Origin of the sequence: Namhaeicola litoreus (genome assembly GCF_042679565.1) — a bacterium.
Classification (GTDB): domain Bacteria; phylum Bacteroidota; class Bacteroidia; order Flavobacteriales; family Flavobacteriaceae; genus Namhaeicola; species Namhaeicola litoreus.
Genome location: NZ_JBHTMY010000002.1, coordinates 1046205 through 1062047, shown reverse-complemented (window position 1 = coordinate 1062047; position 15843 = coordinate 1046205). Strand labels below are relative to the sequence as shown.

Genomic DNA, 15843 nt, shown 5'->3' with positions numbered 1-15843 from the left:
TTTTTAATGATGGAACAAACTTAAAACGATTGAGTGCAGCCTAACTGCATAGTAAAAAATGATGTTATTTCTATATTGTATAATTGAAACATATTGAGCCATAGTTAATTACTTTTTTATATAGGTGTTGCAGAAAATACCACTTTATGATCACTACAACTTGACCGTTATTATTTGCTCAGGTAAGCACGGTTATTGGTTTCCTAACAAATTCTTTAAACACTCTGAAATTTTCTAAACCTATTTTCATATTCATTTTTTAAAAAGGTATTATTTTTTATCCTCTCAAGTAGAGCATTGCATCATCGTAATCACCGTCAAAATCATCCCAATCTCCCAACATGCCATCGGTAAGTGCATCAGACGCTACTTCTATTTAATGTCTTTTGTCTATTTAAAAAACAAAATTAATGTTGTTACTATTATCAGGGAGATGATCAAGTATTGGTAAATGGATTGTTTTTTTTGGTTTGCTTCTACAAGGTTACTTAAGTCTTTAAATTTATCAGCAATTAACATGTTTTGATTTTCGTAGGATTTGCTAAAATTTTGAAATTCAAGTTGTACTTCTGATTTTGTTTTATCTATTTGTTGGACAACTTTTTTTATCCAATCACTTTGCTGGTTAAGTTCTGTTTGGAATAGAGCAATTTTTTCATGAAAATTAAACTCATTTAATTCGTTTTTCAACTCTTCTAATTTACCAGAAAAGAGGGTCTGTTTTTCAATCAGTGCGTCGAAAACGTTCTTTTTATCCTGAATTATATTTTGTGATGCTACAACATGTTCCTGCGTTATAGCATCGAGATTAACACTAAAACTTTCCGCATTTGAATAAATCATTTTTTGTAAGTCATTGGCCGCATCATCTATAATTACCGAAAATTGATTAACAGATTCTTCAATGCGACTAAAGAAACTTTTAAAATGTTCTGTTGAGGTAAAGTTGTTCTGGGATAAGTTTTTATTCAATTCTTGAAATGAATTTACCAATAAGAGGACTTCTTGTGATAATTTTTGACTATTTCCTGCCATAGAAATTACCTGATTACGCGCAGAATTCAAATTTTTTAAATTTTCTTCAAGCTCGATGAGCGATTGCTGTATTTTATCGTTATTCATGTGTTGCAATATATTTAGATGTAATTTTTTTTAGTTCGAGGCCATGCAATATGATAAGTGCTTCGGTTATCATGTTATTAAGTTTTGTTTTATTGAGGTATACTGAAATTATACTATTGTAATTTTGAAACAAGTCCCAAAACTCGCTACTTGAGTTCAGTCGGTTCATCATTTCTATCATTCCATCTGTATAGCTTTGAATTAGCTGTTTTTCCAGATTTTCATTGTTATTCGTTCCTAAAAAGATCAGGGTAAATGCTTCTAATAGGGCCATGGTTGGATTTGTGTCAGTAAGGGATCTGGAAATTAAACGAACTGCACCTTGTAAGTGTTTTACATTATCAATTGGCGTTCCAATACCGACTATTTCATTATCAATTACCTTCAGATATTTAAATAAAATTTCTTTATCTGACTTTTTACCACTGTCAGAATCAACGACCAGTGAATAAGATTCGCCGTTATCCGCGACATAATCAGTTTTCGCATATTTTGAATTAAAATAATAATAAATAAAATCCTTTAAATCTTCATTTGTTTCTTTCCAATCTTTTGAAGCAATAGTTCCAGAAACACAAAAGGTTCTCATATCGTCAATTGCGCGTTTCCGTTTCAATGATATTTTATCATAGACAAAACCTGTGAGGTAAGCCAAACACTGAAATATTTCTGTTTCTAATGGATCATCGCTATTTACATCCATATTATAGGCCTTCTGAATTTCTTTTTCGGCTCTATCCTCAGCATAATATCTCAATAAAAACTGTTTTAAACTTTGATAATAATCTCCGATCTTTTTTCTTTTAGATACAATACGATATCTACTATTTGCATAATCTTGTGTAAAATCTTCAATCAAACCGATACAGGTCATTCTATAAATGGCTTTTGCTATATCCGTATCCGTTCCTTCAATCTTTTTTTTAGGATCAGGGTTTTCATAATTTACAAAAGAAACTATTTCTTGGTCCACCTCAGAATTAAGGACTGAATTCAAAAAACCTTTTACTGTATTTGTGTCTTTTGAATGACTGTCATCCCCATAAAAAACGCTTATAGATTGTTGGTAAAGGAGACTATAAATAAATCCTTTTTCAATATCTTCTCCCTTGAATCCATTGTTATAGAAATACATGACAGTTTCATAATCAGCATTCTGATATTCAATGTTTTTGGATTTAGCACTAATTCCGTTTGATGAAAGAATCTCTTCTAAATCTTTTTCAGCTCCCCATACTTTAGCCAAATTAGGGGCATGTCTAATTTTGCACTTCATGTCTCCGCAATCCATTTCACATCGCCCTTCAGCAAAAATATTTCGTCCATTTTCATTACGTTTTTCACATTGCAGCTTAACGTAATCATTTTGAGGGTTGTAAGAATCGATAAAATCTGGTTTTATTTCGAGGCTATAGTGATCCATGATTTGTTTTAAGTCTTCCTTTTTAAACCATTTAAGTTTAATGATATTTAATGGAAAGGTATCCTCAACACAATTTTTATTAATTCTTTCTAGTTCATAACCTGACAATAGTATGACTGACAAAGCAATTCTTCTGTCTCTACCCGCCCGACCAGCTTCCTGGACAAAACTTTCTAATGAACTAGAATAGTTCAAATTGACTGTAAAACGAACATTGGGTTTGTCAATACCCATTCCAAAAGCTTTGGTTGCGACCATTAAGGGTTGCTTGTTATCTCTAAAGAGTTCCAGATTTTGCATGGAAAGATTACCTGTATCATCACCACCCATAAATGTACCAAGGGCGGGAATGGTATCCTTCAAGGATTCCTTAGTTTCTTCCACTGAAATTCCCGTTGAACCCTTATGAGGACAAAAAATAATACCTGAGTGTGGGTATTGTTCTTTTTTTATAAAATAATCATCTGGAACATTTACTAATAAATTGTCATGTTCTAAATCATTAATTCCTTGTCTAATTTTATAAGAATTTTTGATATTCTTTAATGATTCTTCACTTTGCAGTTCGTTAATATAATGAGGAATTTTGGTTATATAACTTGATAAAAATTTGTTTTTAGCTCTATAGAAATCCCATTTATTTGGCATTTTTACTGCTTTGGGAAGTTTAGCGTCGAGCTTATTGCCTCGATCAAACGAACCATCAATTTCGAGATCAATATTTACTTTTTCTATTTTATATTGTAATTCAAGTCTGTTGGTATTTTCGTAACGAATAATAGTTTCAGAGTCTAATGGGAAGGCTCCATTACCTGATAATTCTCTTTCCACATCTGCCAGAACATCAAATGATGCCGTTGCGGTTAAACCAAATAAAGAAATTCGACCTTCCTTAGCCCTCACGTATTTATATAAGTTACGACCTAGGTGTAAATAAGAAAACCTAAAATCATGGCCCCATTCAGAGACACAGTGCACCTCATCAATTACCCCATAAGAAAAATACACGTTTAAGTTGTGCATATTTTTCAACTTTTCTCTAAACGAATAAATTGATAATCTTTCAGGGGAAAGAAAAACAAATTGAAGTTTTGACTGTTCCATTCTCGTAGCAACCTCATCTTTTTCTTGCGCAGAAAGTTCGCTATTGATAAAAGCACAGGAGTCTATCCCTACTTTTATTAGCCCATCGTACTGATCTTTCATCAAAGACTTTAAAGGATCAACGATTAAAGTAACTCCCGGTTGCAAAAGTGCGGCCAACTGGTAGGTCAATGACTTTCCTCCTCCAGTAGGCAGCAGGCCAATTACACTTTTGTTTTGCAGTGCTCTGTTCAGAATTGGCAGCTGTCCGGACCGGAAGCTTTCTTTTCTGAAAAGTAGTTTCAAGAAATAAGTCAGTAAACGCTTGGTTTCTTCAACATCTTCAAACCTACCTTGTGCATTTGTTTGAACGATATTACGGTAAACTATTCTGTCTGTAGTATATATAAACCGCTCATTTTGTTTTATTTGGGCAGATCTTATGTTGAAGTAACAATTATTTTCACATCTGTACTTACTGAAAGAATCTTTATTTATTTTATCTGACTGCAGTACGGCGATATCAACCACTAAATCATATAATTTATTTAATGGTTCATTTACACTATATATGCGATTGTCCAGGTGAAGTTTTGACTTCGAAAAAATTGAATCGTTGACAATGGTTAAATCAATTTCCGGAAATGTTAAATGGTCGTATTGTTCGCTCAACTTGGTCAAGTTATTAAACAGATACGATAAATCTTTAAGGGCCAAGGCTGCACATGGCACATCTTTTTCAAGGACAAGGACCTGCCATTTATTTTTATTTACATCCAATTTACCGGTCATTAATGCTTCGAGTACTGTTTTTTGAAATCTAGCGATTGCGATCGGTGAATAAATAAGTTGTAAATGGTCAACATTTATTTCAGAAAAATCGGGTTTATTGTGTTGACCGATTGTTTCTTCTACCCATGTTATTGTTTTTAAGAGGTCTATCTCCTTTGTTTTTTTATAAAAAAATGTACCATAGCTATTTTCATAATTTGAATAGCCAAAAGCTTCTTGAAAAAATTCTTCTACATATGGGCTGGTTTTGGTCGGTATTCCTCGGGTTACGATATTGTTAAGCACCGCGAGAACAGGATGAATATCGTCATAAACACATGCCCCAATATCGAATGGAGCTGATGTTTCAAAGGCTTGGGTTTTATCAAATTTAATTTTTAATAATGACCGTTCTTCTTTTGAGAGCAAAGCGAATTGTTCTGCAACACAATCCAGTTGATATGATGACAGGAACTGCACTGAGGGGTAAAACACAATGGGGATTAAATTACCCTTTTCGCTATTTTCCAGTTTATAAATTTTTGCTTTGTACGTACACTTTTTCGTGCTACCGTATTCAAATTGGCTATTTTCATAGGTATAGAGCAGCGGTACATCGAAATACTTATAAAAAGCATCGATTCTCCTATTGGTAGGGTTGAGCGGTCCAACAGAAATGATGTAATTTTCAGACACCACTGCACCGTCTACCAGATTTGCTAAATATTTAAGATCTATCTGAGCAACATCTAGAATATTTGAGAAAATATGGATAACAGGATGACCAGATTTAATTTTTATCTGGTCAGGTTTTAACATTTCAAAATTTGTGTTGTAGGTTTTAATTAAATCAGGATCTTTCACATATGCCTCGGTATGCAAAACTGCTCTTTCCAGGGCCATTTTGGAAGGCTCGATAAGCGTAATACCCTGCACTTTATTTTTTATCCTCTTTTCGCTGAGATAGTCAAATAGATTTATTGTGCCCAATCCTTGACCGCAGCCCCAATCGATAATTTCAAATTCATTTTCCAGTACACTTGGCGGTAATTTTGTAAAAGCATCTTTTAATTTTGCCTTATGCATGTTGCCAAATGAATACAAATATTGACATAGTAGGTCATGGGTTTCAATAATGGCAGTACCTCTTTTCAGTGCTTCATAATTTTGATCACGAACACTTTTATTTAAATGAGATATATCATTAATTGCTACCTTTCTAATTTCCTGAAATGAAACGTTATTGAGTGCTTTTATTTGATTTATATAATTCTCCAATGTGGTCTATTGTGTTTTTTGTAAATGATTCATCAAATGCCTTATGCAAAGAGGCAGATTCTAATAATTAAATTCCGGTTATTGTATCCAAAGTTTTATTTGCAGTATGCATTTTAAAATTTTTTCTTGCTATTTCTTTGGATGTGTTTGCATAGCAATAGACACATTCATGCGGACAAGTGTTATACTCTCCAATATCTTTACTCATGACGCATCCGCATAGCTCTCGTTGGCCTTTATCCTTAATCACCTTAGTTTTCTTAACCTCTTGATTTTCATCAAATAAGGTTGCTTCCTCAAACTTTACCCCTAAAAAATCCATTAAAAGTTTGTCATCACCATACAGGTCGATCATTAAATCATCATCAATACATTTGTTATGAATAATCCCATATTGCTCTAAGGGAATTTTTTCTGCGCAAGTTGCAATTTCCAGATTCCAGCTTTTATTTAATTCCTGAAGTCCTTTGGCAAATTCATGCATGGTATTATTGTCGAATTCAATATAATTGATCGCTTCATTTTTAAGATTTGTCTCCACCTTTCTATAACTGGAAATATCTGCATAACTAAACACTAATTTTTCTGTATAGTCTTTAAGTTGATCTCCAATATTTTTTACTCTTCTTAACAGTTCGTTTACGTCAATCTTATCCGTTAATATCATGGGGTCAAATCTCCAGATTACTCTTTTTTTCCCAATGCGATTAGAGAGTTCTTTAAAGGATTTTATTCTGGTTGCAACGCCCGGAACTCTCCCTTCATATCCTTCTACGTCATAATCATTGAGGGTATATTGAAAATAATAATTCTTTACATGTTCATCTAAAAAATCTAAATGATGCATGATGGGTTTGGGGTTTTTTGTCCAGAACACCACTATTCGTGTATTTTTAAATGATACATAAGCATACACCCCGTTAAACGGATTTTTCCATTTTACATAACCTTTTTTCCATCTATCAACAAACCAATCGGCATAAAAAGTAGGGATATCTGTAGAACGACTGGCTGACACGATCACTGGAGCCAAAGCCTCTACAATTTCTCCTAAATCATTCTTTATTTCAACTTTTTTCCAACTCATTTGATCACTCTAAACGTTAAATTAATTCTCTCTTTCATCAGTTCTTTTGTTTTTGGAACCTGATGTTTCCAGTAATGTTGTAATTCACCCATCATGATAAGCAAACTGCCATGTTTTAAAACGATTTCAATTTTCTCATTTGAATCCATATGTTTTAATTGAAACTTTCGTTCAGCTCCAAAATTTACCGAGGCAATCACTGGGTTTTTGCCTAATTCCTTTTCTGCATCTGTATGCCATGAAATTGAATCACTACCGCTGCGGTATCTATTAAGTAAAACTGAGTTAAATTTAACTTGAGCCTTAGGTTCAATGTTTTTTTTAATTTCTAAAAGTTCTTTTGACCAAGGGTGTGGTTGTAAAGTTATTCCAGAAAAACTATAGGGTTTATCGTTGTCTCCATACCATGCTGTTAAACGAGGAAATAAAATTTGTTTGCCATAGATATTCATGGACTCTTGATTCCAAACGATATTTTCTAGCAATTGTTTAAAATAGTTATCTGCCGTACTCTTGTTATAAAAATTTGGAATATAGATATACTCACCATTTGTAATTTTAATCGATTCATTGTAATCAGGTCTAGGGGCAAACATATCTAGTTGTTCCATAGTATTTTATTTTTTTTATAGGCCATCGCAGCAGATTTAGGTTGTAAAAAGCGAAATACTAAGCTTTCACTAAAACAGCGCTTACAAGGCAACTCTTTTCAGGTATAGACATTGTTAACTTTCTATCTGTATTCAATATCACCAAAATGACCTCAACTCATAGAATTTGCAACTTTAAGTCAGCAACAATTCTTCAACTGTTGACACCAATTTTCAGTTTATTCACTTTTAAAAGTAAATATTTGGAATTTGGTATGAACCTTTTCGTACAACGTCTGTCTTGAACGATATCACTTGTTAAACATACAATCCGATCTTCCCGGTGTTAATTTTAAAATTATTTATTTATATATTTTAAACTTGTTAAATTTTCAAATATGTCAATTCGCAAGATTTACATTTTCTGCGTGTTTGGTCGAGGTCGGCTACATTAAATCTACCTTCAATTTTTTCAAAAATGTCTAGTCCCCGGCCAAGGCTAATTTTCCAACCATTGTTTGCTGCGATAAAACGATCATGATGTTGCTCAAATCGAAAATTCAGGTGAATTCCTAAGTCGACCAGACTGGCCTGCAACTCTTCAAAATTTGCCACTGAGTCTATTTGATATTCTTGTTCATTCCATGTCACAACTTCCAGATTTAAGACTTCATCGGGATTTTTATTATTTCCGAGCATCAAACAAAACTCCATCAAGTTTTTGAATTGATATGGCAGGCGTATATATGGATCTTGCAGGGTGATGTATGTAGCTCCTTTTACATATTCTGCAAAGAGTTTTTTATAAGAGATTCCTGTCTGATTATCTTTTAAAATGACCTGATGAGGTTCAAGATTAGTACTTGGTTTTTCCTTTTTAACTTCTTCGGTTTCTTCTTCTTCTTCCTGAACTTTAACAGCTGCATTATAATTCAAGTTTTCTAAGGTTTCAGGGTTGTATTCTTTTCCCGTTGCTAAAACCGTGTATTTGAATTCTACAGGTTCGGCTTTAAACGTTTCGTCAATGATATACAACTGATCTTTCACTCGTTTTCTTCCCTCTACACTAAAATCCAATAGTTCGAGTAGCTCTTCATCGGTTATTTCTTTGTGTGGATAAATAATTTTCATCAAACCTGAAAATGACTTTCGGATGGCCGTTTTATCTCTTGTTGTCAATGATCCATCTAAAGAAATTTTTCCATCTAAGAGATTGGCATAATCCGCTTTACGCAACTCTCTTAATAATTCGGCTAAGTAATCTACAATGAAGCCATATTCTTTGGAAAATACGGATGATTTTAATATGCGTACTTCCCATCCCGGAATGTACATATGCATACGATCTAAAAAGGCACCCTTGATATATCCTTCAGGAATAGATTCAAACAAATGAGAATTTTTGAGCATATATGGTACGTTGTGCTTTGTATTTCCAACAAATGCCAAAGAGGCTGTTGCCTGGTAGGTTTCTTTTCCTCTATTGAAACTTTGGTTGGCCATATAGTTTTGCATGATTTTCACCAAATCACCGTCTGTTCTGCTACTGCCTTTTTCTTGTTCAAATTCATCTAAGGCAACCACATCCCAGTAACCAACCAATCCTATTTTGTTGCCGGTGTTGTTCACAAATAAACGCGCTTTTGATACGTCGCCGCCAGAAACTAAAACACCATGCGGAGAAAGTTCAGAAAAAATATGGGACTTTCCGGTTCCTTTTGGACCCAGTTCAATAAAATTATAATTATTTTCTACATGGGTTATCAACCGTGATAACTGGATGAATTTATCTCGTTTACTGAAATATTCAGGATCTAATCCAATACTGTGCATCAATAAATCCAGCCATTCTTCTGTGGTGAAATTTTTTCTAAGGTCAATGTATTCGTCGAGGTTGACATTCGCCACTTGAATGGGTTTTAAATCTATGACGACCCAACGCATGTTGATATTATCTGCATGTGAATAGCCCATGGTTAAGATGCTCCAAACACCCCCACCACTCAGTAGCTTTTGATTGTTGTTGACCATCGCGTCGGGTATAGGGACTCCCTTTAGTCCTAAATTCGCAAATTCAGCTTCATAAATATTGGCTTTATCATTTAAAGTCACATTGATTTTGTCAATGATTTTATGGCTCCCTGTTTCGCGGATTTTAGCTTTTACGATTTCCGAATCTGATCGATGGACATAGTTGTTTCGGATCACGGTTTGCACCTTTTCAATGCCTGCATTGATAATCTCTTCGTCATCGATTGCACAATACTGTCCGAGTAAATATTCAAGCACGTACGCAGGCACGGGATTATTCCCTTTGACCAAAGCGGTTAAGTCTTTTCTAACTACTTTTCCTTCAAAATTTTCTAGTATTTTTTCTTTTAATGTCATTAGAAATCTTGTTGAATTAATGTGTCGTTTTGAATGCGTTCTTCTATTAACGGGTTGAGCATATCTTCTTCATCAAAGATCTTTAATTTTAAAAATGGCTCACCAGCAGCTTCTGCAGCGAGTACCAATTCTGTTCTTGTCATTCTATCGCTTGGTGCTTCTGCTGTAAAGTTTAATAAAAGGGTTTCAAGTTTGCTCACTAATTTATTACCTATATATAAACCAAGTTTTAGGGTACATTCTTTTTCGAAGCGAGAAACTTCAGTTTCTTGTAATAAATTCACTTTTAAAATATTTGATACAATTTTTAGTCTATTTCGATTTAAGAGCATTGGTCTAACTTTCTTACTCACCTTTTCTCGTTTTCTTGCGCTTTCTATCACGGGAACAATCAATTCCTGTAAACTACCACCACCGTGCACAAATTGATGACCCACCCCTTGTTTTTTATAACGATTTACGGAATAAGGAATATTAACAAATACATTATCGGTAAAAACTGTTGTCGCTGATAAAGGGATGGAATAAGCCAAATCTAAATTTTGCTTCTCTTCGGTTATAAAATACCTATTATGGGATTGTATATTTTCCTTAACCGGAATTTCTTCCTTGTCTTTTTCTTTTATTTCGATATCATTGTATAAAAAGCCATGATCTGAGGTAACAATTACTTTTGCCACGTTATAGGATCCATGGAGTAATTTCACAAACTTTTTTAATTCCTGTATAGTCTCTTCAACTGCTCTAAAAGCCCCTCTTTCAGAAGGTTTTTTGTCACCTGTTGCATCTATAATGTCATGGTACACATATACAACTGTATCTTTAAAAATTTCGCGCAACTCTTCTCTTGAAAGCCCATCTAAATCGCTGTACTGAATGGCTCTGGATTCTTTGTTTACCAGCCTGAGTATTTTTGATCTGTTCTCGGTACCAGAGGAGCTAATTCCGTCTATCGTAATCTCACCTGAATTAAAGATTTTCTCTCCAGGTAAAAGTTGGCTCATCCCAATGTTCGTTTTGGAAGGGATGGAGGCTAATTGGTATTGGATTTCTGCCGTGTTTTTTGTGTCGCCGTGCATTTCGGAAAGCAATTCTACAGCTGCTTCGTAACGCAAAGCATCTGAGATGATCACCACTACTTTTTGGTCGAGATGTGCTACTTGCGTTTGATAGAAATCGTATTGCTTTGGTACCTGAATGTTTTTATAGTCGAATTGGAAATGATTTAAACATTTGAGCCATTCTCTGTTCAATTGGTCTGTGTGTTTGTCGTAAGCCTTGTTCAAATCGACATTTATTTTTTCTAAATGGATGTTTTTAGGAATTTCAAGGGTGTCAATTTCCTTGAATAACCTTATCGCCTTCCTATAAGCCTGGTCTACTTTATAACCCAGTTCAGTATATGCTTGGATATATTCCTCGGGTTTATTCAGAATATACGTTGTGTTTTTCTGTATGGCTTCATGGGTTTTTGTTACTTGAATCAAGAAGCGCATGGCCTGCATTACATGTGGGTTGATCTGTTGTTGTAAACTAATCTGTTCTAATTTTTGAGCTACAACTTTTGGCGCGCTAGAAATTTGATCTTGTAACTCTTTGATTACTTCCCATATCATTTCTGTATTGTACTCAGCAAATGGCGCTGATTCTCCATATACTTCAATTAATTTACTTCCCTTTATTTCTTTTGATAATTCGTCTAATACCGCATTAAAGTCATTTTTTATAGGACCTCTGTCTACTTCATGAAGCATTTGGTTTAGCTGGGTGATTTGGGTCAGGTCTTTTATTTTAAATTTTGCATAGGGATCGTTTGTTTTGACTTCATCGATGGTTTGCATAATTTTGTTATACACAATACTTCTGACTACGTTTTTTAGATTTTCTTGACTTAGTTCATTAAGGGTAGTTCCGGAAACTGCTTTTAATTTTTCACATACCAGTTCTTCCATATCGAGGTCTTTTATTTTCTTAACGACTCGATTTAATTCTTTTTCTTGTTCCGGAGGAGAAAGGGTGATTAGTTTAGCCATGAGAAAAGGCCAAGATTCTATGGTTTTAAATTTAAGAAAAGCTGAAAGCAATCCTTTTTGGATTGCAGGTACCTGAAAATTACTCGCATTTAATATTGGTCTGCAAACATCTTGCACACCGGTATATTTTAATTCTTGGATGTATTTGCTAATCAGTGATTTTTGATGCCTTTGCAAACCAAACTCTTCCATAAAACTACCTACATTGTCTAGTTGTAATTCCTTATTAGCGATAAGAAGTCCTAGTAAAGGAAATTTATGGTAAGCTTCCTGTGTAAGTGGGTGCGGTAAGGGAAGATATAAAAACACTTTTTTGTCTTTGAACTCATCCACCAGTTTCCATTTGATTGAAAAGGGATTATTTTCGTATTTAACGATATAAATATTTGGAAGTTCCATTTTATCTAACTCTTCTTCATATTCCTTTTTTTCGTCAAAAAAGAATAATATTTTTAGTTGGGGATACTGTTGAAAGTATTTGACAATCTTTTCTTTGATCATGCTATTTAATATTTGCTAGTACTGATTCAAACAGTTTATAATTTTCGGTAACCCCATCATCCAAATCAAACTTGATTTGTTGATCGGCTACGTTTTTCAGTTCCATGTCGTATTCCTCACATTCGTGGATGTCTTTGCGAATTTGCTCCAGCTTGCGTGCTTCTTGCGTGCTGAGGTTGCTCTCGTTGGCAGAAAGCATAGCTTCTTCTGAACGCAGGTTTTTGAGGTGCTCTAACAAGTAGTTGGCGCGGATCTTTTCTGCGGTAAATTCATTCATGCGGTGCATGTACACCAATACTTGGAAGGCTCCTTTCTTAGAACTGAACAACCAGTAAATAGGCTTTTTCTTGTACATGCTGCAGTGGTACTTGTAAAAGTCTTTTACCAAGAATTTCTCCAAGTCTTTGTCTAGGCATTCTTGTATAAAGTTGATGTTCTCCGTACGGGTATCATGCCCCCAAAGGGTGTCTAACAAACCATACATCTGGTGCAGGGCATCATCTGGGAAATTGCAGTTGCTGCCCATCAAAGGAAGAATGGCATCTTCATCTATTATAACCTGACCACCATTGTGGGTATAGCTGGCCAATTCTTCTGCCGAAGGATTTGGATGGGCAATGTTTAACCCGGGTTTATCTAAACGGTAACGCCCCATAAACAGACCCATGGCATAGGAAATAAACTGACTAATAACCTCACTTCGGTCTATGGGTAGTTGAATTGCATCTTTACCCTGTTCTCTAAAAATGGGTTCTAATCGTTCTAATTCCTTGCGATCTAACTCCTCTTGCAGAATGGTTATGTCTTTTAAAGCGACTTCTGGCGTGAGCTCGTCTTGCAAACCATAGATGTCTATAAAAATGCGGTTGAGCTCTTCTTCATTGGCATGGAGTTGGTAGAAATCTTGCGTAACTTTTTCTTGCCAAGTTTGATAGGCTTGTTCTAAAGAAGGAGTTTCATTTAGCAAAGGTGACTTTTCATAATCCCAGGATGTTTCTCGAGAGTCCCAGTCTGTTTTTGATATTAATATTGACCTTTTTACAATCTCTTTTACTTGCACATTCTGACCTTTAATGAATGGAACTCGTCCAACAGGGCCTGTATTATAATCTAATGTTGGTGCAAGGACTTTTAAAAACATTCCAGCTGAATTTGAGTTGATCAGACCTAAATGAAACTCTAAATTTTCGTCATTCTCTGAATTAAGCCTTGGGCCTTTAGAATCAAATATGTACCCACGACCATAATACCTAGCTGTAATAAAACTACTTGACATCGATGTCCATGTTATACCTTTTTTAAAATAATAAGGTTCGTTAGTGATTTTCCAGCCAAGATTATCCCAATCTAATTGGGGATATACCCTCAAAGTGTTTTCTTTTATTTCATATCCATTTTTCTCCCAATTAATCACATAATTGTTTAGTCCATACCATTTCCGCTGACCACCACCTTTGTTATATGGAACCCATTTAAATGAATTAGCGTCAAAATCCGCTGGAGAAGTTTGGTCAATGCCAAGCAATGATTTAGATATTTCATGCCAGAACCTCATAAATCTCTGATTATCACCAGTTCTCATTCCTAGCATCGGCTTGGCATATTTATTAAGCAAATCACCCTCAAATAATGAAAATGAATGATCTGATAACCAATATGCTATTGGGCTACCTGGTATTTTTTCGAAGTTGGATTGAAGGATATTGACGTGTGCATTGTTCCGTGCTAAAAATGCACTTTCCTTTTCATTAACAGCCTTGTAATCTACCAAACGAAAATATGTTCCGTTTTCAATATCTTTTCTATTCTCTAAAACAAATGCGGTAGATTGAACTATTTCGCCACTTAATTCCTCAAATGTTCGAGGGCCCAAATGCAGCATGTTAGCAATACCGAAATTAGCAAGTACATGGTTGCGAAGTTTTTCATAAGAGGATAAGAACATCCAAGAATGTTGGTTAATCATTCCCATCAATCCTTTAGAAACATTCATTGCCAAGGCAGATTCCATAAATACGGCAAACAGATCATATTTAGACATGGGATAACGTCTGTTTACATAATTCTTTAGATCCGCATTCATTGTTCCTTGCCCCATATACGGTGGGTTAGCCACTACCGAAGTATATTTCTTTGTCAGCAATAGAAGAACAGGGACATAGTTTTGTATGCTTTGGTAAACAGCTTCTACGTTAAAGTCGCGGTAAGAAGCCGTTTTTAGTTCTTCAAAACGTTGGGCAATGTAGGTATGAGCTTCTTCGCTCAGCTTTAGCTTCATCACTGAACCTAGGTTCTTGGCCTGTTTCATAAGGCGCAGGGCATGGTCTAACTCTTCTAAATAGTCTTCACCTTCTTTACCTAAAAAGTCTTTCAGTTCTTGTTGGCCAAAGTTGTGGGCTTCGGGCATGACATAGACCTGTGGCAACCAATCTTTGGTCCACACATCGCTATACACTTTGGCGGCTTTTAGCAAAATGGCAAAGGTGGCCAGTTGGGCAGCACGTTCGTCTATGTCTAAACCAAAGAGGTTGTTCTTTAAGATAGATTCTACGGCCTCTTCGGGTGTGTAGTACTCTTCCATATACATCTGGTAGAGCAGATCAAAGCCTTCCACCAAAATATGTCCTGAGCCACAGGCGGGGTCAATTAACGTGAGTTCTTCGACATCAGAAATTAACCCCTCCGCCTTCGGCACCTCCCCTTGAGAAGGGGAGGAGTTTTCTACGAGGTATTTCATTTTCTCCTTTAGCGGAGAGTTCGGGTTTTTATCGAGCCAGATTTTTCCAGCTGTGTTCTCCACCATGTACTTTACAATCCAGTTGGGTGTAAAGATTTGGGTAGCGGCAGGAATGTCTTTGGCTTCGGCCTTTTTATTCTTTTTAAACGAAGCAAATACTTCGTCTTTCCTTTCTGAGATATAGAACTGGTACAACCAGCCGATGAGTTCTACGCTTTGGTAATCTGCATCGCTAATGGCATCGGTGGTGTTGAGCAAGTGCAAAAAGCCGCTGTCTTGCAACATGTTGTCGGGCAAGAGTAGCTCAGTGTAATCATCTAGTTTACCAAATACACGTTTTAGCGTGTTGTGGCTGTGGCAATAGCTCGTTAGCAATAGCGCAAAGGCTTCCAGGTCTTTGTTGTAATCACCAATAATTTTTTGCAAACGTGTTTTTTCCTTGGAGCTTAAAAAGGGATAATAACCTTGTCTCGCTCTTTGTAAAATCAATGGGGTATGCTCCATTCCATCAGCGTAGCTGAGTTGAGCTTCTTCATAGCCATTTTTGGCCATGATTCTGATGGCCATCATCCTGTTGAACCAGGTATAAGCAGCTTCTTCCACCACCACTTCAATGCCTTTTGCAGCAATCGCGCTTTTTAAAGCGGCCCAAAGTTTAGGCACGTTTGGGTCATCATAAGGATCACCCCGCAATAAATAACCACCAGGAATGCTGTGTGGTTCTTCCAATACATTTCCTTTTTTATCAAAACCCCAATAAAGTAGCTTCTTAGCTACGCCTTGCAAAAGATTTTTACGCGCAATTTGTGCAAATGTTTTGGTGTTCATCG

7 protein-coding genes are annotated in these 15843 nt (G+C 35.5%); all 7 read right to left on the bottom strand.

The features are described 5' to 3' along the window. Positions 1-390: 390 nt before the first annotated feature. Entirely contained in the window at positions 391-1122 is a 732-nt protein-coding gene (locus ACFQ39_RS06400) for a hypothetical protein (protein WP_377177199.1), read from the bottom strand. Then, entirely contained in the window at positions 1115-5677 is a 4563-nt protein-coding gene (locus ACFQ39_RS06395) for a DEAD/DEAH box helicase (protein WP_377177197.1), read from the bottom strand. Before ACFQ39_RS06395 ends, ACFQ39_RS06400 begins: the two co-directional genes overlap by 8 nt. 67 nt (positions 5678-5744) lie before the next feature. Continuing rightward, positions 5745-6764 (bottom strand): DUF1848 domain-containing protein, encoded by a 1020-nt coding sequence (locus ACFQ39_RS06390; RefSeq protein ID WP_377177195.1) that lies wholly within the window; start codon positions 6762-6764, stop codon positions 5745-5747. Further along, positions 6761-7375, bottom strand: coding sequence for an alpha-ketoglutarate-dependent dioxygenase AlkB family protein (locus tag ACFQ39_RS06385; protein ID WP_377177193.1), 615 nt, complete (start codon positions 7373-7375; stop codon positions 6761-6763). The genes ACFQ39_RS06390 and ACFQ39_RS06385 overlap by 4 nt, the downstream gene beginning before the upstream one ends. A gap of 363 nt (positions 7376-7738) precedes the next feature. Further along, positions 7739-9742 carry a BREX system Lon protease-like protein BrxL gene (gene brxL / locus ACFQ39_RS06380; protein WP_377177191.1) on the bottom strand — a complete coding sequence of 668 codons (2004 nt, stop codon included), beginning with the start codon at positions 9740-9742 and terminating at the stop codon, positions 7739-7741. Continuing rightward, complete coding sequence (gene pglZ, locus ACFQ39_RS06375; RefSeq protein ID WP_377177189.1) at positions 9742-12276, bottom strand: BREX-1 system phosphatase PglZ type A; 2535 nt, start codon at positions 12274-12276, stop codon at positions 9742-9744. Before pglZ ends, brxL begins: the two co-directional genes overlap by 1 nt. 1 nt (position 12277) lies before the next feature. Then, a complete protein-coding gene (pglX, locus tag ACFQ39_RS06370) occupies positions 12278-15841 on the bottom strand; it encodes a BREX-1 system adenine-specific DNA-methyltransferase PglX (protein WP_377177187.1) in 3564 nt (1187 codons plus the stop codon). Positions 15842-15843 lie beyond the last annotated feature (2 nt).